Raw genomic sequence first — 20,571 nt, forward strand, 5'->3', positions numbered from 1 at the left:
AGACTCATGAGTTCATTCCTGCGCCCGGCGGCCGGTCAGGAAGCGGCCACGCAAAGTGGCGCCGGGGATCCCGGCCGGGCCCCGGAGGTCCCCGGGCACTACCGGCCGGTCACCGCGCAATTCGCAATAGCACCGCCCGTCAGTGTGGTCATCCCCGCCATGAACGAGGCGGAGAACCTGCCCTATGTCTTCAAGACGCTGCCCGCGTGGATCCACGAAGTGGTCCTGGTCGACGGCAACTCCACCGATGACACCGTCAGGGTGGCCCGTGAGCTGTATCCGGCGGTCAAGGTCGTCGAGCAGCGCGGCAAGGGCAAGGGGGACGCCCTGATCACGGGGTTCGCCGCCTGCACGGGCGAGATCATCGTCATGGTGGACGCGGATGGCTCGGCCGATGGCAATGAGATCGTCAGCTATGTCTCCGCACTGGTCGGCGGCGCGGACTTCGCCAAGGGCTCCCGGTTCGCCAACGGGGGCGGCACCGACGACATGACGCTGATCCGCAAGCTCGGCAACCGGGTGCTGTGCTCGATCGTCAATCACAAGTTCGGCGCTCGGTACACCGATCTGTGCTACGGCTACAACGCGTTCTGGAAGCGGGTCCTGGATGACATCGCCCTGGACTGCGCCGGCTTCGAGGTCGAGACGCTGATGAACATCAGAGTGGTGAAGGCCGGGCTGCGCGTCCAGGAGATTCCCAGCCATGAGTTTGTGCGCATCCATGGCGCCAGCAATCTGCGGGCGGTGCGCGACGGGCTGCGGGTGCTGAAGGTGATCGTGCACGAGCGGGGTGCCCGGCGCCGGCGACGAGCGCGGCACCGGCCGATCGCCATCGCGCCGGCCGCGAACCGCGGGGAGGTGTCTTGAGCGCGCGGCCGGCCGGGCCGGGCGTCTCGGTGGTGATCTGCGTCTACACCGAGGAGCGCTGGGACGACATCCTGGCCGCGGTGGCCTCGGTGGCCGCCCAGTCGTATCCGGCGCTGGAGACGCTGGTCGTGGTGGACCACCATCCGGAGCTGCTGCGGCGGCTGGCCAAGGAGTACGCGGAGGACGACGGGGCCGCGCGGGTGCGGGTGCTCGCCAACGCGGGCCCCCGCGGCCTGTCGGCGGGCCGCAACACCGGGATCGCGGCCTCCCATGGTGAGGTGATCGCCTTCCTCGACGACGACGCGGTGGCCGAGCGGGACTGGCTGCGCCACTTCGCCGGTGGCTACGCGGACCCCCGGGTGATGGCGGTGGGCGGCCGCACCCGGCCGGTGTGGGCCTCCCGGCGCAGGCCCGCATGGTTCCCCGAGGAGTTCGACTGGGTGGTCGGGTGCACCTACCGGGGGCTGCCGCCCGGCCTGGTGGTGGTGCGCAACGTCCTGGGCGGCAATGCCTCGTTCCGCCGGTCGGGGCTGGCGGCGGTGGGCGGGTTCGCCAGCGGCATCGGGCGGGACGGCGACCGGCTGCCGCTGGGCTGCGAGGAGACCGAGCTGTGCATCCGGCTGGTCCGGGCGGTGCCGGACGCGGTGTTGCTGATCGACGACCGGGCGGTGATCCACCACCGGGTGCCCGCGGCCCGCGAGCGGTTCGGCTACTTCCGCACCCGGGCCTATGCCGAGGGCCTGTCCAAGGCGCTGGTCGCCCGGAGTGTGGGCGCGCAGGAGGGGCTGGCGACCGAACGCCGGTACGCCACCCGGGTGTTGCCCGCGGGCGTGCTGCGCGGGCTGCGGGACGCGCTGCTCGGCAGGCCGGGCGGCGCCGGGCGGGCCGGGGCGATCGTGGTGGGGGTGGCCGCGGCGGTCGGGGGCTATGCGCTCGGCCGGGTGCGGGCCCGCCGGGGTGGCGGGCGGTTCGCGGTGGCGGTGGTCGAGCAGCCGTCGCCCGGCGGCGAGGAGGCGGCATGAGGGACGGTCCTCCGATGAGCGCCGCCCCGGTGCCGATCCTGATGTACCACTCGGTGGCCCACGCCCCGGCCCGCGCGGCATACGGGCTGTCGGTCTCCCCGGAGGCGTTCGCCGAACAGATGCGGCTGCTGGCCGGGTTCGGCTTCACCCCGGTCACCACCGAGCGGCTGGCCGCCGCCTGGCGCGACGGGCACCCGCTGCCCCCCAAGCCGGTGCTGATCACCTTTGACGACGGCTATGAGGGGGTGCACCGGCATGCCCTGGCCGCCCTCACCGAGCACGGCTTCCCGGCCACGCTCTTCGTCTCCACCGGGTGGCTGCGCGGCGCGGATGAGACCGGGGGCGCGCTCGACCTGATGCTGGACTGGGACCAGATACGCGACTTGGCCGCCGTCGGCGTCGAGATCGGCGGGCACAGCCACACACATCCGCAACTCGATCAACTCACCGACGAAAAGCTGCGGTTCGAGATCGAGCACTGCCGGGACATACTGTCCCGGGAGCTCGGCCGGCCACCGGTCTCCTTCGCCTATCCGTACGGGTACTCCACCCGCCGGGTGCGGGAGGCGGTGCGCGGCGCCGGGTACGGCATCTCGCTCGCGGTGGGCAACGGCCTGGCCGCGCGCGGGCAGGGGCCGTACGCCCTGCGCCGGGTCACGGTGCGCCGGACGACGGGGATCGTGGATTTCGAGCGCCTGGTGCAGGGCCGGGCGCTGGGGCGGCTGTTCGCCGGGGACCGGGCCCTGACCAAGGGGTACGCCGTCATCCGCAGAGGCCGTCAGGTGATCGGAAAGGCACGAGAGACGCGTGACTGACACGTCCGCACGGACGGAGGAACGAGCGGTGGAACCGGCCGGCCGCGGACTGCGGCTGCCGGGGCGCGGCGGGGGCGGCAGCCCGCTGTTCCGCAATGCCTTCGCCCTGATGCTCAACACCGGTATCAGCGCGGTACTCGGGCTGGGCTTCTGGCTGGTCGCCGCCCGCTACTACAGCGAGGACTCGGTCGGCCAGGGCTCGGCGGCCATCGCCGCGATGAAGCTCCTCGCGGGGCTCGCCGCGCTCACCCTGACGGGGGCGCTGGCCCGCTTCATCCCGGTGGCGGGCCGGACCACCGGGCAGCTGGTCCTCCGCACCTATGCGGGCAGTTCGGTGCTGGTCGCGGCGGCGGCGGGCGTCTTCCTGCTCACCCTCGACCTCTGGGGCTCCTCCTACCGCTCCCTGCACGGGCTGCTGCCCGGGCTCGGGTTCATCGCCTCGGTGATCGCCTGGTCGCTGCTCACCCTGCAGGACGGGGTGCTGACCGGGCTGCGCAGCGCCAAGTGGGTCCCGGTCGGCAATACGGTCTTCTCCACCGTAAAACTGGCGCTGCTGGTGGGACTGGCGGTGGCCCTGCCGACCACCGGGGTGTTCGTCTCCTGGGTGGTGTCGATCGCCGTCTCGGTACTGCCACTGGGCTGGCTGGTGTTCCGGCGGCTGGTCCCCGCGCACATCCGGGCAACCGCGCGCACCGCGCGTCCCGCCTCCTACCGGGAGATGGGCCGCTTCCTGGCCGGGGACTACACCGGCTCGCTGTTCTCGCTCGCCGTGGTCTACCTGGTGCCGGTGATCGTCGCCGCACAGGTCAGCTCCACCGACAACGCGTACTTCTATATCGCCTCCACCATCGGCGGCACCGTCAATCTGCTCGCCATCAACATGGGTGCCTCGCTGACCGTCGAGGGCTCGCACGACCCGGAGCAGCTGGCGGCCAACTGCCGGGCCGCGCTGCGCCGGATGGCCAAGATCATGCTCCCGGTGTGCGCCCTGCTCTTTCTCCTCGCGCCGTACATCCTGCGGGTGTTCGGCCCCGGATACGAGGGCGCCGCCACCCCGCTGCTGCGCTGGCTCGCGGTCGGGGCGGCGCTGCGCGTGGTGATGGAGACCTACTTCGCGGTGCTGCGGGCCCAGAGCCGCACCGCCGGGCTCGCCTATCTCCAGGGGCTGCTGTGCGTGCTGGTCCTGGGCCTGACGCTGCTGCTGCTCCCCCGGTTGGGGCTGACCGGCGAGGGCGTGGCGGAGATCTCCAGTCTCGCGGTGATCAGCACCGTCGCGGCCGTGCGGCTCCGCGGCATCCTCAAGGCCGCTCCCGCCACCCCGGAGCGGGTCGTCGAGGCCGCCCCGGACGGGGACCTGGCCGACCTGCCGGCGCACGGCGACCGGCACCACGAGGAGCCGCCGGCCGAGCCCACCGCCCGGGAGGGCGGAGGCCATGGCACCCGCTGGGCGCTGCGGGCGGCACTGGATGCGGACACCCTGCCGCTGGGCGTGCGGCTGGACTTCGACCACCCGGAGCGACGCCCCGATGTCCGGCCCGCCCCGGACGCCGGCCCGCCTCCCCCGCCCGACCCGCCGCCCGCCGCCGGGACCGCGCCGCTCGCCGCCCCGCCCCGGCCGGTGCCCCGGTGGCCCGGCCCCGAGGCGCGCGGCTGGCTGCTGCTCGCCGCCGCGCTGGCGCTGTACTGGGTGCCGCTGCGGGCCATCGGCGAGGTCAACCTGGACGGCATGGGCGGGCTGGGGCTGGTGACCGTCCTGCCCGCCGCGACCCTGCTGGGTGCCGGGCTGCTGATGGCGGCGTTCGCCTACGCGCTGTGGCAGGACCGGCCGCGCCCCTGGCTGTTGGCCGCCGTGCTGCTGCTGACCGTGGTGTCCCTGCATGCCGTGCCCGCGCTGTTGGAGGACCAGCCGCGCTTTGCGACGGCCTGGCAGCATGTCGGCTTTATCGACTACATCGAACGCACCGGCACGGCCGCGCCCGACCTGGACGCCCGCTGGAGCTGGCCCGGCTTCTTCGCCCTCGCCGCCTTCGCCGCCAGGGCCTGTGGCGTCACCGATCTCAGCGAGGTGCTGCGCTGGTGGCCGCTGGCCGTCCAACTGCTGTGCCTGGCGCCGCTGGCGCTGCTGCTGCGGGCCGTCCGGGCCGGCTGGCGGGCGAAGTGGACGGCGCTCTGGCTGTTCGCCCTGTGCGGCTGGGTCGGGCAGGACTACTTCTCCCCGCAGGCCCTCAACTACGCCTTCTACCTCCTCTTCGTCGCCGTGCTGCTGGTGTGGTTCCGGCCGCTCCGGCCGCCGGGCGGCCGGAGACTGCCCGGCGAGCGCCGCACCGCCCCCGCCGGCCGCCGCGAACTCGCCGTCCTGCTGCTGCTGTTGATCGCCCTGTTCACCGCCTCGGTCACCAGCCACCAGCTGACCCCCTTTGTGATGCTGGGGGTGCTGACCGCCCTGGTGCTGCTGCGGCGCTCGACCCTGCGCGGCCTTCCCCTGCTGTGCGGGGTGATGCTGGCGGTGTGGGTGGGCTTCCTCGCCGAGCCCTACTGGTCGGGGCACTTCAATGAGCTCTTCGGTGGCCTGGGCTCGCTGGGCGGCAATGTCTCCTCCTCCGTCTCCGGCCGCATCCAGGGCGGCAACAGCACCCACAAGCTGGTGCTGTACGTCCGGGTGGCGCTCGCGGGCGGGGTGCTGGCCTTTGCCGCGCTCGGCTGGTGGCGCCGCCGCCGCGCCGGAATCTCCGACCTGGCCCTGCTGATCCTGACCTGTGTGCCGTTCCTCGCCTTCGGCATGCAGTCGTACGGCGGCGAAGTGGCCCTGCGGGTCTTCCTGTTCGCCCTGCCCGGCGCCTGCGTCCTCGCCGCGCTGGCGCTCTTCCCGGCCAAGGGCGCGCGTCCCCGCACCGCCCTGGGACACTCCCTGGGCCCACTGGCGGCGCTGGCCGCCGGTCTGGTCCTGGTCTTCGGCTTCCTGGTGGCCCGTTGGGGCAATGAGCCCTTCGAACGGGTCCGGGACGGCGAGGTCGCCGCCATGAACTATGTCTACGCACACGACAAGCCGACCGTGCGGCTGCTGTGGATGAGCAGTGACACGGTCACCAATATCACCCCGGCCATGCCCTGGGGCGCCCGGGACATGGAACGCGTGCTCTACGAGCCGACGCTCGCCCCGCGCGACCCCGCCGATCTGCCCGATGTGCTCGCTGCTCTGCGCAGGGCCGGGCCCAACGCCTATCTGATGGTCAACCGCGGCCAGTCCACCTATCTGGAGCTCACCGCGGGCTACGCTCCCGACTGGGAGCGGCGGCTGCGCGGCTCCCTGGACCGGCTGCCCGAGCTGCGCCGGGCGTTCACCTCCGGCGACGCGGTGTTGTACGAGCTGAAGCAGAAGCCGTCCGGCTCCGCGCCCCGCCCGCGGCCCGGCCCGGCCGGTCCACGGGTGACCTGGACGCCGGTGTCGGTGATCGGCGGGCTCACCGCGGTGTTGCTGCTGCTTCTGCTGGCGGCGCGGGAGCTGACCCGGGTGGCGGCCCGGCCGGGGCCCGCGCAACTGCGGTGGCTGCAGGCCTCGTTCTGGTTTGCGCTGCCCTTGGTGGGGGTGGTGGGGGCGGTGCTGGTGCAGCGGCTGGTGACGCTGTCGTGAGGGGCCGGGGCCAAAGAACCCCTACCGCAGCCAACGCACCTCGTACGGACCGAGGTTGACCCCCTGGCCGTCCACCTCCGCCACCACTCCTCGATCCTGTGTATTGATCGCCACCACGGTGGCGTCGGACGCCAGCGCCCGCACCACACCGCCATCCGGCCCCCCGACCGATGGCACCCGCACCCGCGCCCCCGGCCCGAACCCCTTCGCGAACCGCGACAGCAGATCCAGCATCGGCAGCGCGCCTCCGCCGCCCCCCTGCTGGGTGGTGCGCCACAGACAGCCCGCGCAGTCGCCGCCGGACGCCTCTTCCGGGTTCCAGTAGAAGGCCGTCGACACCCCCGCCAGGGCCAACTGCGTCATGGCCGTGGCCTGCACGGCGACCCGGCGCGGCTCGGTCCAGCCCTTGCGCTCGTCGTTGGCGTCGGGGGGCTCGACGTACCACTCGGCCCACCACACCGGCAGCCCGGTGGTCTTCTTCAGCCAGCTGGTGACGTCGGCGAACTTCCGGGTGGCCTGGAATTCATCCGGGATCAGCAGATTCCCGTCACGGGTGTAACTGGAGCCGTCGACCACGACAAAGTCGGCCCCTGCCTTGTGCCGGTTCCAGTAGTCGACCGCGTCGACGGAGCGCTGGTCCAGCACCCCCCAGACTCCCTGCACGACCGAGGAGTTCGAGCCGGACCCGGGAGCGTTGCTGTCCATGACGACATACGGCCCCCCGATGAGAGCATCCCTACGCTGTTTCTTGAGTTCCCGGTAGACGAGGTTGTAGAGCTGGGTGTACCCCTCGTAGTCCCAGCGCTTACGTGCATCGTCGTAGAAGCCCTTGAGCTCGTTCCAGACGATGAAGTGCCGGACGTCCGGATACCGTTTGGCGATCACTCCGGCGAGGTGGGCGAAGTCCTGGTAGTGGGCCCGGTCCGGGGCCCGCTCCAGGGATTTCTGGGACCAGTCGGTGTTCGGACCGCCGCCCTTCATCCAGTCGGGCGCGCAGCACAGGGTGAGCACCGGCGTCCCGCCGGACCTGCGCATCAGCTCGACCCGGCGGTCCAGGTCACCGAAGTTGTAGGTACCGGGTCTGGGCTCGGGATTGTCCACGCCCCAGCCCATGATGTGCTGGTTCTGCGGCATGGGGTCGCCGGAGAGCAGCCTGGCCGCCGTCTGCTTGGAGCCGTCGTCGCCCACATCGGCGCTGTACTGGGTGTGGGTGAAACCCCAGCCGAGATCCGTGGGCCCCGGATCGCGGCCCAGGCCGCCGGGGGGGCCGCCGCTCGATCCCCAGCCCCCGATGCTCATGGTGAACAGCAGCGCCAACGCGCCCGCGACGGCCGCGAGTAGCGCGCTCAGCCGCCACCGCCTCGGATTTGACAACGTCGGCCCCCCAGCATGGCGTCCCATCCCCGTAAGGGTATCGGCGCGCGGTCCGGAGTGCGGCGGCTTCGGGCCGAACGACCGTGATCGTCCCATTCGGCACACTCGCCCGTTCCCACCCTGTTGTGTTGGGCACTCAGGAGCCGTATACGGCGCGCACCGCGTCCTGCGCCGCGGCGAGCGCGGCCGCCCGGTCCAGGCCCAGCCGCCGGGCGCGCTGGGCGTAGTCGTGGGCGGCCGCGGCGGCCTCGCGGGCGGCGGTGTCGCCCGGGGCGGCGACAAAAGTGCCGTTGCGGCCCCGGGTCTCGATCACCCCGTCCGTCTCCAGCGCACGGTATGCCTTGGCCACGGTGTTGGCGGCGAGCCCCAGTTCCCCGGCCAGGCCCCGTACGGTCGGCAGCTTGTGGCCGACGGGGAGGGCGCCGGAGCGGGCCCGTTCCGCGATGTGGGCGCGGATCTGCTCATAGGGCGGTTCGGGGGCGTGCGGATCGACGGTCAGGGACAAGGACACGGTGGAACTCCTGGCTGGCTGGGTGGATCGCGGCCCCCATTGTGCGTCAACGGCAGGAGTGCAGAGCACCCTTGGCCGCGCGTGTCAACGCCGTCGCCCAGGACCTGACCGAGAATCCGGGAGCGCTCGACGCCGAGAGATCTCATACGACACACTCGACACAGCAGTCGCTCTGTTGACCCCCCGCTCAGCAGTCTCAGGCATCACGAGCGACCGATTCTGCTCTCAGGCAAGCGAACGTCAACGTACTTGAACATCAGCGCACTTGTACGTAAGGAGCTGTCTGTGCACATCACTCGTAGGACTCTGTCCGCGAGATCCGCCACGGCGGGCGGCATAGCCGCCGCCACGGTGCTGGCCCTGCTGGGGTCCGTCGCCCCGGCACTGGCCGACCCCGCCGCCCCGTCCCCCCACCGATCCCCCCTGCACAAGGCCGCCGGAGCCAAGGTGACGGAGGCGGCCACCACCGCATCCGCCCTGGTGGCCGCCCAGGCCGGGGGCAGCCGGGTGGAGGTCCTCGACCGCAGGACCGAGACCTCCACCACCTGGGCCAACCCCGATGGAACCCTGACCACCACCCTGGCCGGCGGCCCCCAGCGGATGCTGCGCAACGGCAAGTGGGTCGGGGTGGACTCCACTCTGGCCCGCGCCGCCGACGGAAGCGTACGGGCCAAGGCGCACCCGGGCGGGCTGCGCCTGGCGGGCAGCGGCGGAACGACCGCCCGCTCCGCCAGGGCCGCCGCGGATGCCCCCGCCTCCTCGGCCCGGGATCTGGTCACCCTCGGGGAGGGCGACCGGCGGATCGGCGTCCAGTGGAAGGGCGGCCTGCCCGCCCCGGCGCTGGACGGCCACCGGGCGACCTATCAGGACGCCGTGCCCGGCGCCGACTTGATCGTGGACGCCACCCGGACCGGCTTCGAGCAGTATCTGCGCCTCAAGAAGCGCCCGGCGGACACCGCGGCCCCGATGACGCTGCCGCTGCGGGTCCCCGGCCTGAAGGCCGCACAACAGGCCGACGGGTCGGTGGAGTTCACCGACCGCAGGACCGGCCGGCAGGTCGCCCATATGCCGGCCCCGATGATGTGGGACGCCGCGGTGGACCGGCGCTCGGGTGAGCACACCCACACCGCCCGGGTGCCGATGAAGGTCACCCAGAGCGGGGACACCGTCGAGCTGCGGCTGACGCCGGACCCGGCGTTCCTGGCGGACCCGGCCACCCGGTATCCGGTGACCATCGACCCGTCCACCGACACGCTGTCCGTGCTGTTCGACACCTTTGTACAGGTCGGCACCGACGCCGACCAGTCGGCATCCACCGACCTCAAGATCGGCTGGCCCGGCGACTACGCGGGCGGCGACAAGCGCGTCGCCCGGTCGTTCCTCACCTGGGACACCGCGCAGTTCGCCGACGCGCAGGTCGGCGAGGCGAAGCTGGCGCTGTACAACTACCACTCCTGGTCCTGTGACGCCCGCGGCTGGGAGGTGTGGGACGCGGACCCGGCCAGTACGGCCACCCGCTGGAACAACCAGCCCGCCCTCAAGCGCAAGGCCGCCACCTCCACCGAGACCCGCGCGGACGCCTGCAACACCGGCGGCTGGGTGAACGCCGACGTCACCGACCTCGCCAAGTCCTGGGCGAGCGCCAAGGCCGGTACCGGATCGGTGGCCCTGAAGGCCGCGGACGAGAACGACACCTACGGCTGGAAGCGCTTCTACTCCTCCAAGTCCACCGAGGACCGGATCCCCCAGCTGACGGTCACCTACAGCCCCCCGCTCAAGAGCGGCGCCAACCTCCAGGCGGGGGCGCCGTTCTACACCGAGGACGGCGTCTACAAGGTCAACTCCCTGACGCCCACCCTGCGGTTCACGGTCGAGGACTCCCCGGAGGACGCCAAGATCCGGGGCACCTATGAGATCACCGACAAGGCCACCGGCGAGCTGGTGACCAAGCTGGACTCCTCGGAGGCCGTCGATCCCGGCGCCACCGCCACGGCCGTGGTACCGGACGGCAAGCTGGTCAACGGCCACTCCTACGAGGTCCGTTCGGGTACCTACGAGGGGTCGCGCTGGTCCGGCTGGTCGGCACCGATCACCTTCACCGTGGACACCGGCTGGCAGCCCGATGCCACGGTGCGCACGCTCGGCACCGTCAACGCCAGGCTGGAGGCCTCGGACATCACCGCCGCCACCACCAGTGACGGTTCCTTCGCCGCCATCGCCGAGACCCCGACCGGCACCGTGACCGTGCCCTGGGAGACCAGTGGCGAGATCCGGAGCAAGCCCGAGGACATCCCGGCCGTCGGCATCGGGATCACCGGCAATGACGCCAGGGGTGTGAACGTCGGCGGAAATGTCGTCCGCACCACCGACAGCGCCGCGGTCGACACCGTCACCCAGCCCACCCTCGAGGGCGGCAGCCGTACCCTGCAGGTCATCAAGAACGCCGACGCCCCCCATGAGTTCCGGGCCACCCCCGACCTGCCGGCCGGATCGACGCTGCGCCGGCAGGACGACGGCACGATCGTGATCGTCGGCGCCAACCCGGACGAGCCGGTGGCACCGCTCAACGCCCCCTGGGCGAAGGACGCCAACGGCAATCCGGTGCCCACCAGTTACCGCCTGGACGGGAACGCCCTCGTACAGACCGTGGACTTCGATGCCAACACCGCCTTCCCGGTGGTCGCCGACCCATGGTGGAATCCCTTCAGCTGGAACTGGCACCGGATCGGCCGAGTGGTGAAGAACGCCGCCAAGAAGTGCGGTCTGGGCGCGCTCTCCGCCTATGTGCCGGTGCAGGCCCACCATGTCTCGGTCAATATCAAACGAGTCCGGGCGGGAGCGAGGATGGTCAGGTTCGGCGGTGGCCCCTGGGGCTTTGTCACGGTCGCGGCAGCCGGCTGCCTCGTCAACCAACTCAATTGACCGCGTCCCGGAAGCGGCACCGCGCCGCGGAGTTCCTCGGTATGTCCGGTGACGGACGTCCCGGGGGGCGGCGCGCCGCCGTCATCGATGTCACCGCCGCCGTGCTCACTCTGGTCGTCACGGCGCTGGTCTGCCTGGGCCTCGGTCTGGCCGGCTGGCTGAGTGTGCTCATCGGCGGCTGTCTGGCCGCCGCCGGCACCCGGCTCCGTCCGGGTGCCAGGCTGACGGGATCCGGCCGCCGGGACGGAACCGAGTAGGAACGGCACAACCGCCCGTGGGGTGCCGCCGGATCCGGCGGCACCCCACGGGTCGTCAACCGCCTCAGAGCTCAAGCTCGATGCCGCCGGACCGCAGCCAGGTGTCCAGGCCGAGGACGACTTCCGCACCGCTGCGGTAGGCCTCCGCCCCGCCGTCCGAGAGCGCCGACGTGATGGACTCGTCGTCCAGCAGGGGCCGCACCGGCGAGTCCTGGTCGGCGGCCACCCGGCGCAGCTCGGTCTGGAGGGCGGTCGCATAGCCGGGGTCCTGGGTGGCCGGGTAGGGGCTCTTGACCCGGTTGGCGACCACATCGGGGAGCAGATCGCGGGTGGCGGCGCGCAGCAGGGACTTCTCTCGGCCGTCGAAGGTCTTCATCGCCCAGGGGGTGTTGAAGACGTAGGAGACCAGGCGGTGGTCGCAGAACGGCACCCGCACCTCCAGGCCGACGGCCATGCTGGCGCGGTCCTTGCGGTCCAGCAGCATCTGGACGAAGCGGGTCAGGTGCAGATGGCTGACCTCGCGCATGCGCCGCTGCAGTCCGCTCTCACCGGACAGGTGGGGGACTTCGGTGAGAGCCTCGCGATAGCGGGCGGCGAGGTAGCCGTCCACATCGACCTTCGCCAGGATGCCCTGGCCGAACAGGGCGGTGCGGCCGAGGCTGGCCTTCCCGTCCCGGGTGAAGGTGTCGGCGGCGCCGCCGGCCACCCAGGGGAAGGTGTCGGCGTGTATGGCCTTGGGGTCGTGGAACCACTTGTAGCCGCCGAAGACCTCGTCGGCGGACTCCCCGGAGAGGGCGACGGTCGACTGCTCACGGATCGCCTTGAAGAGGAGGTAGAGCGAGGTGTCCCCGTCGCCGAAGCCCAGCGGGAGGTCGCGGGCGGTCAGGATCGCGGCGCGGTTGGCCGGATCCATCAGGGCCGCGGTGTCCAGGACCACATCGCGGTGGTCGGAGTGCACATGCCCGGCGAGGGCGTGGGCGTAGGGGCCGTCGGGGGTGGAGCGCAGGGCGTCCGGCCGGAAGTTCTCGGTCTGGCCGGTGAAGTCCACCGAGAAGGAGCGCACCGGGCCGTGGCCCGCGTCGGCCAGTCCCTTGGCGGCGAGGGCGGTGATGGCGGAGGAGTCGAGGCCGCCGGAGAGCAGGGTGCACAGCGGGACGTCGGCGATCAGCTGGCGCTCGACGATGTCCTCGAGCAGTTCGCGCACCCGGCCGACGGTGGTCCGCACATCGTCGGTGTGCTCCCGCGCCTCGAGTGCCCAGTAGCGCCGGACGGTCAGGCCCGAGCGGCGGACGCGCACGGTGTGACCGGGGCGCAGCTCATGGATGCCCTGGTAGACGCCGTGGCCGGGGGTCTTGGCGAAGGCCATGATCTCGGCGAGGCCCTCGGCGTCCACGGCGGGACGGACCGCGGGGTGGGCGAGGATGGCCTTCTGCTCGGAGCCGAAGAGCACTCCGTCCGGGGTCGGGCAGTAGAAGAGCGGTTTGATGCCCATCCGGTCGCGGACCAGGAGGAGTTCCTCGGTGCGCGGGTCCCAGAGCGCGAAGGCGTACATGCCGTTGAGGCGTTCGGTGAAGGCCCCGCCCCACTCCAGGTAGGCGTGCAGCACGACCTCGGTGTCGCTGCTGGTGCGGAAGGTGTGACCGCGCGAGGACAACTCGGTACGCAGCTCCCGGTAGTTGTAGACCTCTCCGCTGTAGGTGAGGGCGAGCCGGACCCTGCCGTCCCGTTCGACGAGCATCGGCTGCTTGCCGCCCTCGATGTCGATGACGGCCAGCCTGCGGTGCCCCAGCCCGGCGTGGGTGTCCAGCCAGACGCCGGAGGCGTCCGGTCCGCGGCAGGCCATGGTCTGCGTCATCGCGTCGAGCGTGCCGCGCGCGGTGGTGAGGTCCTGGTCGTAGGAGATCCATCCGGTGATTCCGCACATGGTCGCGGTGTCCCCTTTCGGTAGGCCGCCCCGGGGTGCCGGGGCACGGCTCAGCCCCCGTTGTCACCGTCCGCATCGCTGTCGCGGACCGTGGCGCCGACGCTACGCCCAGATAAGTGCATGCACCATCTACAGTCGGTAAAACCCTTTGCTTTGAGCCATCCCCCTTCCTACGGTGCCCGGGTGAACATCACCGTGAGAGATTTCCGCCCCGCCGACGCCGAGGCTGCCGCCGAGGCCCGCCGCACGGCCCAGCCGTTTATCATCACCACCCCCGAACTGCTGCGCTGGGAGACCGAGCACTCCCCCGCCGAGAGGCACTTCCGGCTGCTGGTGGCCGAGCTGGACGGCGAGGTCGTGGGCATGGCGCGGACTTCACTGGTCCCCGACGGCGAACCGGGCCAGGCTCTCGCCAACCCCTTTGTGCACCCCGAGCGGACCGGCCGCGGCGTCGGCTCCGCGCTGCTCGCCGCCGCCGAGCGGCATCTGGCGGAACTCGGCGCCCGCACGGTCTACACCTGGGCGATGGACGACGGCCGCTCCCCCGGCTGGGCCGAGAAGCACGGTTACCGGCGCCGCCCCCGCCAAGCGCGCTTCCTGCGCCTCGACCTCGCCTCCGCGGGGCTCCCGGAGCGGACCGAGCCGCCGAACGGCATCCAACTGCGCACCGCCGCCGGCTTCGCCGCCGACCCGCGTCCGCTGTACGAGCTGGACGCCGAGGTCGCCGAGGACGAACCAGGCGATGTGGACCCGGGCTTCACCTACCAGGTCTGGCTGGACTCCGAGTGGCGACGCCCCGTGGTCGACCACGGCCTGTCGGTGGTGGCGGTGGACGACGGCGTACCCGTCGCCTTCACCCTGGCCCACACGGACGGCCACGGCCGCTATCTGTCCGGCATGACGGGCACCGCCCGCTCGCACCGGGGCCTGGGGCTGGCCAAGGTGGTCAAGAACCACAGCCTGCACCTGGCCCGGGCGGCCGGGTACCGGGAGGCGTACACCCACAATGACGCGGAGAACGCGCCGATGCTGGCGGTCAACCAGTGGTTCGGCTATCAGCAGGCCATGGGCGAGTTGCGCTATGTGCGGGAACTCGGCTGAGACCCGGACAGAAAATGGAACGTCGGCCCCGGATGCATCAGGAACTCATGGTGCGAGATGTTCCAGGCGTAGGCCCCGGCCATGGCGAAGGCCACCCGGTCTCCCGCCCGCATCCGAGCCACCGGGACCCGTCGGGCGAGGGTGTCCCTCGGGGTGCACAACTGCCCGGTCAGGGTGACCGGTTCGCCGAGCGCGGCCGGGCGCGGCCAGGGGTGGGGCCAGTCGTCGACGGGCAGCACCGTGAAGGGCTGGTCGTGGCCCTTGGCAGCCGGGGTGCGCAGATGGTGGGTGCCGCCGCGCAGTACCGCGAAGGCCTCGCCATGGCTGTGCTTGAGGTCGAGGACCTCGGTGACATACCAGCCGCAGTAGGCGGTCAGCGAGCGGCCGGGCTCCAGGCGGAGGGTGAACTCGGGGTGGCGGTCGGCCAGTTCGGCCAGGCCCCGGCCGTAGGCGGTCCAGTCGAAGCGGGTGTGCGGGCGGGTGTAGTCGACGGCCATGCCGCCGCCGAGGTTGACCTCGGTCAGGTCGAGCCCGTGCCGGTCGGCGAGCTCCCGGGCCCAGCCGGTGACGCGGGCGGCTACGGCCAGGTGGGCGGTGGCGTCGAGGCCGCTGGCCAGGTGGGCGTGGATGCCGCGCAGCCGCAGCCGGGTCCCGCGCAGCAGGGGCAGGCAGGCCTCGACACCGCGCGGGTCGAGGCCGAAGGGGCCGGGGCGGCCGCCCATGGCGAGGGCCGCCGTCCCCAACTCCCCTTCAGCAACCGGCAGGTTGACGCGGAGCAGGAGGTCCGCCGGGGCGTCGGCGAGCAGCCGCAGCTCGCGCTCGCTCTCCACATGGATGCGCTCCACGCCCAGCCGCAGGGCGAGCCCGAGTTCCTCCTCGGTCTTGCCGGGGCCGCCGAGGGCGAGCGGGCGGCCGGGGACGGTGTCGCGGACATGGGCCAGCTCCCCGCCCGAGGAGACCTCGAAGCCGCTGAGGTGCGGGGCCAGCGCGCCCAGGATCTCGGGGGCGGGGTTGGCCTTGGCCGCGTAGTACAGCTCGACGGTGTCGGGCAGGGCGGCCCGGATGGCGTGAGCGTGTTCGTCCAGGGCGGTCAGGTCGTAGAGGTACGCCGGTAGTTCGAGGTCCGGCAGGGCTGCGACGGGCGGAGTGATCATGTGGTGCTCCAGGACACGGAGGGTGCGGGAGTGGCCGATGCCGGCAGCGTCGACAGCACGGACAGCAGTTCCGAGGCCAGTGGCGAGGCGATGCGGACATAGCCCGCGTCCCGGTCGGCCTTGCGTGCCCAGCGGGTCAGCAGATTGGCCTTGGCGGGCAGCGGCATCCCGGCGACCAGGGCGTGCAGCGCCGGCGGGTCGCCGTGCTCGGCGCAGCGGGCGGCCAGCACCCTCCGTACGGCCGACCACAGTTGTGGCTCCAGGTGCGGGTGCCGGTCGGCGAGGGCGGCGAGCATTTCGGCCAGGTGGTTGACGAGCAGGCAGTAGACGACCCGGTCCCAGCCGCGCTCGCGGTCGTAGGCCAGGGCGCGGGCCACCTCTCCGGGGAGCGCGGCCAGCGCGGCCGGGTGCCGCCCGGCGATCAGCTTGGTGCCCTCCAGGTCGCGGAAGAGGACCTGCCGGGGCGTTCCCTCGGCGTCGACGCCGATGATCACGTTCTGCAGGTGCGGTTCCAGGACCACGCCGTGGTCGAAGTAGGCGGCCAGCACCGGGGGGACCAGCAGCCGGAGGTAGGCGTCCCACCAGGCGAGGGCCCGGCCGGGGCCGGTCCCGGCCAGCAGCTGTCCGAGCTGCGCGCGGCCGGTGGGGTACTCATCGGCGACGGCCGCCGCGAGGAGTGCGGTCAGGCCGGGTGCCAGCCGGGCGCCGAGTCCCTCGCGGACGATCACACCAAAGCCCTCGGCCAGTTCCCGGCCGCCCAGGCCGAGGGTGCGGTAGGCGGGTTCGCCCAGCAGTCCGGTGCCCGGGAAGCGGGCGGCCAGGTCGGCGGCGACCGGCTCCAGCAGCCGGGTCAGGGCGACGGCACCGGCCAGTTCGTACTCGGCGTTCTTGCGCAGGCAGTTGGTGATGCGGACATTGAGGCTGAATTTCAGGAAGTCATGGCCGTCATAGAGAGTGCGCACCGAGGCGGTCGGTGCGAAGTCCGCGCCGCGCGGCCCCAGTTCAAGGATGTCCCCGCGCCGGACCGCGGCCCGCAGGACGGGATGGTCCCGCAGCATGGCGTACTGCCAGGGGTGGGCGGGCAGCAGCAGATATCCGGCCGGTACCGGGCCCTGGCGGTCGAGTGCCGCCAGGGCGGCGGGGGCCAAGGCGTCCTGCCGTACGCATTCCCGCCGTACGGCCAGGTGGTTCAGGGCGAACCGGGCGCGGGCCTCGGGGGCGTAGCGCTCCCAGTCCTCGGGGGCGCCGGTGTGGGCCTTGGGGGTGGGGTGGAAGCGATGGCCGAACAGCAGCGACTGCTCGGAGTCCAGATAGGCGTCGGTGGGACGGCCCCGGGGGCGGACCGCGCCGAGTGCGGCGCTCACTCCCGCGTGGCTGGCGGCCACCTGGCCGAGGAACTCGTCATTGCGGACTCCGGTACGCAGTTCCAGCTCCCGGTGGATGCGCTCGGCCAGCGCGGGCCAGGGCAGTTCGGACCAGCCGCCGCCCCGGCCCTGGGCGCTGACCGCCCCGGCGAATCGGTGGGCGCCGATCAGCGAGACCCGGCGGAGGGCGATGCGCAGCAGGACGCCGCTGCGGGGCAGCCGCAGCAGCAGGTGCCCATCGGTGACGGCGGTCTGGTGCTCGGGGCCGGAGACCTCCCGGAGCAGGCAGTTGAGCAGCGTATGGGCGACGATGTGATCGGCGGAGGGGGGAAGCGGATGAGGGGTCAACGCACCACACCTGTCAGATAGTTGGGTCCGTCCACATAGTGCTTGTTGATGTCGGCGGCGCCGGACCGCTCCTTGCCGAGCAGCGTCCCTGCGGTGATCATGGCCTTGACCGGCAGCCGGGGGGCGTCCAGCAGCCGGGTGCGCAGCACGGCGGCGGCCCCGGGGGCGGCCCCGTCGGCGGCGAGCACCTCGATGGCCCGTGCCAGCCGGTCGCGCAGCCGTCCCAGCGAGGCGGCCAGCGGTATCCGGCCCAGCCGGTCCAGCTCGAAGGCGAGCGCGCCCGCGCACAGATGCACGGTGATGGTCGCGAGGACATCGGCGACCGGCCCGTCGCCGCCCACCAGGATCCGCCGGTCGTCGAACCCGAGCAGATCCGCGGCCCGGCCGCCCAGCCGGGCGGCGAGCCTGGTGGAGTTGACCCGCGGCCCGTCGTTGTCCTTCAGCAGCAGCCGCAGCCGGGTCCGGCCGCCCCGGGTCTCGTCGAGCACCACCGAGGTGTTCTGCTGGTGCGACTCCAGGGCGATGCCATAGCCGAAGAGCGTGGTGTGCCAGTCGAGCAGCAACTCCAGGCAGGCGTCGAGGAAGGCGGTGAGCGAACCCCCGTAGTGGCGCTCGGCCAGCGCATCCGCGACCAGCGTGCCATCGGGGGCCCGGGCGAGCAGCGCGGCCACCGGCACCACCTGGGCGCGGTGCAGCCCGGCCGGGTAGCGGCGCACCAGCGCCGTCAGCAGTTCATGGCCCGCGCCGAGGTGGGTGTGTTCGTCGGCGAGCAGGATGGTGTCCGCGAAGCGCGGCTCATGCGCGATGATCTCCTCGAGCAGCCGCTGTGCCACCGCGCCGTCGACCAGGCTGCCGGGTTTGATGGTGCGCCGGTTGCGCAGGCCCAGGGTCGCGGTGGTGAGCGGCAGTTTGAGGTGCGTATCCGGCTCGTCGGCGATGGCCACCGTGCGCATCGAGAGCGTCGGCACCACTTCCAGCCAGGGTTTCTCGGCGAGTTGTGCGGCGCCCCCCAGCCCCGTGTCGCGCAGCGCCCCGGCGAGCGGCGCCCCCGCTGTGAGGGGGTGCACGGGCAGCGCCAGGTGGGTGGCGTCGAGGCGGGGCAGCCCCAGCACGGCCGGGGTGGGCCACCAGTGCGGCAGCCCGTCCCACTCGCCGCGCCCGGCTGCGCACGGGAGGGCGAGCCAGCGCAGCGCGAAGCCGGGATGGAACTCCGGTGCATACGGGCGTAGTTGCTGCTCGGTGAGCCCGGACCGGGCGTGACCGGTCGGATAGACGGGGTGGTCCCGGAAGGCGGCGAGGGTGTCATGGGCGACGGCCCCGCGCAGCCCCGTCCAGTCGGCGGCGCCGGGCCCGTACACCATGGCCAGCCGCTCGGTGACGTCCCTGCGCACCCTCCGGTGCAGCCGCCGCACCGCCAGCTCCTCGCCGCATTCCGCGGTGAACGCGTCGAACCCCGGCCGGTCCGGCGGCTCGACCGCCGCCCGCAGCCGGGCCAGCACCGGGTGCAGTCCGGTGACGGTGTCCCCGTCGCCCGTCTCCAACAGGGGTGCGCGGACTCGGACTTCACACTGGAAGCCGTCGGGCTCGACCGGCAGTGCCAGCGCCTCCTCCGCGACCGTCAGACGCAGCCAGTCGCCGTCCGCCCGGCGCTCGGCGTGTGCCGTACTGCGCAGGTGGTAGGCGTCCTCCCGGAGCAGGGCGTCGAGTACCCGGGTGAGGAGTTCGCGCTCCGCCGCTTCGATCGCACCGTTCGCGGCCGGGTTCACCGCGGCTCCCGGTGCGCCGTCGCGTTCGCCGCACACATACTCGATACGTACCCGGCCGCCGGGTCTCGCACCGGTCTCCGCGATGCGGCACCGGGCTGCAACTTCCCTCGATGGGCGGCTGGTTGGCCTTGGGATTCTGCCACAAGAGAGAGATTAGGTTAGGTAAACCTAACCTTGTCAATTCGCCATTGAACCACACCCCGGATGTCCGGGCGTGTCACCGATGCGGCCTCTGGTGCAGCACCGCCGGTAACACCTCCATCACTTCCGCGTCGATACATGATTGATCTCTCCGCAACTCCTGTGCAGCCATGAGGGCTTGGGCTTACAGTCACCGTCACCGTGACTCAAGTGGCGCGGGGTACGGGAGGGTTGGGAAGACTCTTACGGGACCCGTGAGGTCTGTGTGTCCTCGCGTGCTGACAACTCCTGTGATAACACAGGGAATTCATAGGACATCGCATCATGCGAAGAACGTCAGAACGGTCACCTCGACAACCAGCTGCCCGCCTGGCGGTGGCGGCGGCCATCAGGACGGCGTTGGCCGCGTTGCTGGCCTGGGTCATGGCCGGGCCGGCCATCGCTCTCCCCGCGGCCACGCCGGGGGCACCCGTCACGACCACCGCGTCCCGCGCCCAGGCGGCCCAACGACTGGGCGCGGCATACCGGGCCGCGGCGGCGCGCCATGCCCACCAGCACACGATGCACCCGGCCCACCGGGCCGCCGAGGCGAGCGCCCCGTCGTTCCCCTTCTTCGCCCGGACCTACGACGGGCACGTGTTCTCCTACGAGCCGAACGGCAAGGGCAACTTCGACGAGGCCGATCTGGGCGGCGGCTTCGGGGACGCCTCCGCGATGCTGTCGGCCAATGTGTCGCAGTACGGCCAGGGCAACGACCTGTACTTCCGGATGGACGGGGCGCTGTACTACACGGCCGAACACGGCGTCGACACCAAGCTCGTCGGCTGGGGCTGGGACATGTACTCCCTGCTGGCCGTGGTCGACCGGGGCAGCACCGGGCTGCCGCAGATCGTGGGCACGGACAACAACGGGGCCTTGTGGTCCTACCAAACCCAAGCAGACGGCACGCTGACCGGCCCGACGAAGATCGGCAGCGGCGGCTGGGACAAGTTCAGCCTCATCACCGGCCGCTCCGACTACACCGGTGACGGCAAGCCCGACCTGATCGCCAAGGACACCAGCGGAAACCTGTACATCTACCCCGGCACCGGCAACCCCAACGCCGAGGTGACACCCGGCACCCGCATCAAGGTCGGCTCCGGATGGAACCGGGACCTGGCCGACCTCTCCACCGGGGACGTGGACGGCGACGGCAAGGCCGACCTGATCACCTGGGACAGACAGGGCAACCTCGGCGTCATCAAGGGCACCGGCGATCCCGCCAACCCCTTCGGCGAGTGGCATGTGCTGCGCCAACTCGATCCGCAGCGCTTCTTCACCCTCTTCTGAGCGCTGACGCTTCCGATCCTCAACCCTTCCACCTCCACCTCGTAG

General features: G+C 72.0%; 14 protein-coding genes. 8 read left to right on the forward strand and 6 right to left on the reverse strand.

The genetic code is table 11. The features are described from left to right. The first annotated feature begins 6 nt into the window (after positions 1-6). Genes ABCR83_RS00995 through ABCR83_RS01010 form a run of 4 tightly spaced genes read left to right on the forward strand, consistent with a single transcriptional unit; the run spans position 7 to position 6,335 of the window. Positions 7-867, forward strand: a complete 861-nt coding sequence (locus ABCR83_RS00995) for a glycosyltransferase family 2 protein (RefSeq protein ID WP_462692228.1) — start codon at positions 7-9, stop codon at positions 865-867. Then, complete coding sequence (locus tag ABCR83_RS01000) at positions 864-1,889, forward strand: glycosyltransferase family 2 protein (protein ID WP_462692230.1); 1,026 nt, start codon at positions 864-866, stop codon at positions 1,887-1,889. The genes ABCR83_RS00995 and ABCR83_RS01000 overlap by 4 nt, the downstream gene beginning before the upstream one ends. A gap of 14 nt (positions 1,890-1,903) precedes the next feature. Continuing rightward, positions 1,904-2,704, forward strand: a complete 801-nt coding sequence (locus ABCR83_RS01005) for a polysaccharide deacetylase family protein (RefSeq protein ID WP_462692322.1) — start codon at positions 1,904-1,906, stop codon at positions 2,702-2,704. Beyond that, complete coding sequence (locus ABCR83_RS01010; protein WP_462692232.1) at positions 2,697-6,335, forward strand: lipopolysaccharide biosynthesis protein; 3,639 nt, start codon at positions 2,697-2,699, stop codon at positions 6,333-6,335. The genes ABCR83_RS01005 and ABCR83_RS01010 overlap by 8 nt, the downstream gene beginning before the upstream one ends. Positions 6,336-6,356: 21 nt before the next feature. Here the strand turns inward: ABCR83_RS01010 and ABCR83_RS01015 are convergent, their stop codons facing one another. Together ABCR83_RS01015 and ABCR83_RS01020 are read right to left on the reverse strand one after the other, a co-directional pair. Beyond that, on the reverse strand, positions 6,357-7,736 hold the full coding sequence (locus tag ABCR83_RS01015; RefSeq protein ID WP_462692234.1) for a glycoside hydrolase family protein: 1,380 nt from the start codon (positions 7,734-7,736) through the stop codon (positions 6,357-6,359). A gap of 109 nt (positions 7,737-7,845) precedes the next feature. Further along, entirely contained in the window at positions 7,846-8,220 is a 375-nt protein-coding gene (locus ABCR83_RS01020; RefSeq protein ID WP_462692236.1) for a GntR family transcriptional regulator, read from the reverse strand. Between the two features lie 285 nt (positions 8,221-8,505). On the opposite strand from ABCR83_RS01020, the gene ABCR83_RS01025 reads away from it, so the two are divergent. After that, a complete protein-coding gene (locus tag ABCR83_RS01025; RefSeq protein ID WP_462692238.1) occupies positions 8,506-11,142 on the forward strand; it encodes a DNRLRE domain-containing protein in 2,637 nt (878 codons plus the stop codon). Next, entirely contained in the window at positions 11,139-11,399 is a 261-nt protein-coding gene (locus tag ABCR83_RS01030; protein WP_462692240.1) for a hypothetical protein, read from the forward strand. The genes ABCR83_RS01025 and ABCR83_RS01030 overlap by 4 nt, the downstream gene beginning before the upstream one ends. Before the next feature lie 64 nt (positions 11,400-11,463). Here the strand turns inward: ABCR83_RS01030 and asnB are convergent, their stop codons facing one another. Beyond that, positions 11,464-13,323 (reverse strand): asparagine synthase (glutamine-hydrolyzing), encoded by a 1,860-nt coding sequence (gene asnB / locus ABCR83_RS01035; protein WP_462692242.1) that lies wholly within the window; start codon positions 13,321-13,323, stop codon positions 11,464-11,466. Between the two features lie 183 nt (positions 13,324-13,506). Between asnB and ABCR83_RS01040 the strand changes: the two genes are divergently transcribed. Beyond that, on the forward strand, positions 13,507-14,424 hold the full coding sequence (locus ABCR83_RS01040; RefSeq protein WP_462692244.1) for a GNAT family N-acetyltransferase: 918 nt from the start codon (positions 13,507-13,509) through the stop codon (positions 14,422-14,424). On the opposite strand, the gene ABCR83_RS01045 is transcribed toward ABCR83_RS01040, so the two are convergent. The 3 genes from ABCR83_RS01045 to ABCR83_RS01055 are packed head-to-tail and all read right to left on the reverse strand — an operon-like array spanning position 14,403 to position 19,056. Further along, entirely contained in the window at positions 14,403-15,578 is a 1,176-nt protein-coding gene (locus tag ABCR83_RS01045; RefSeq protein WP_462692246.1) for a type III PLP-dependent enzyme, read from the reverse strand. The two genes, ABCR83_RS01040 and ABCR83_RS01045, sit on opposite strands and share 22 nt — an antisense overlap. Then, positions 15,575-17,290, reverse strand: coding sequence for an IucA/IucC family protein (locus ABCR83_RS01050; protein WP_462692248.1), 1,716 nt, complete (start codon positions 17,288-17,290; stop codon positions 15,575-15,577). The genes ABCR83_RS01045 and ABCR83_RS01050 overlap by 4 nt, the downstream gene beginning before the upstream one ends. Then, complete coding sequence (locus tag ABCR83_RS01055) at positions 17,287-19,056, reverse strand: IucA/IucC family protein (protein ID WP_462692250.1); 1,770 nt, start codon at positions 19,054-19,056, stop codon at positions 17,287-17,289. The genes ABCR83_RS01050 and ABCR83_RS01055 overlap by 4 nt, the downstream gene beginning before the upstream one ends. Positions 19,057-19,521: 465 nt before the next feature. Between ABCR83_RS01055 and ABCR83_RS01060 the strand changes: the two genes are divergently transcribed. Further along, positions 19,522-20,526 (forward strand): FG-GAP repeat domain-containing protein, encoded by a 1,005-nt coding sequence (locus ABCR83_RS01060; RefSeq protein WP_462692252.1) that lies wholly within the window; start codon positions 19,522-19,524, stop codon positions 20,524-20,526. Positions 20,527-20,571: the final 45 nt, after the last annotated feature.

This window comes from Streptomyces xingningensis, assembly GCF_054957865.1.

Bases quoted from the DNA above. Each gene is read 5' to 3' on its own strand.
- ABCR83_RS00995 (WP_462692228.1), top strand. From the start codon at position 7: ATGAGTTCATTCCTGCGCCCGGCGGCCGGTCAGGAAGCGGCCACGCAA.
- ABCR83_RS01005 (WP_462692322.1), top strand. From the start codon at position 1,904: ATGAGCGCCGCCCCGGTGCCGATCCTGATGTACCACTCGGTGGCCCAC.
- ABCR83_RS01015 (WP_462692234.1), bottom strand. From the start codon at position 7,736: ATGGGACGCCATGCTGGGGGGCCGACGTTGTCAAATCCGAGGCGGTGG.
- asnB (WP_462692242.1), bottom strand. From the start codon at position 13,323: ATGTGCGGAATCACCGGATGGATCTCCTACGACCAGGACCTCACCACC.
- ABCR83_RS01045 (WP_462692246.1), bottom strand. From the start codon at position 15,578: ATGATCACTCCGCCCGTCGCAGCCCTGCCGGACCTCGAACTACCGGCG.
- ABCR83_RS01060 (WP_462692252.1), top strand. From the start codon at position 19,522: ATGCGAAGAACGTCAGAACGGTCACCTCGACAACCAGCTGCCCGCCTG.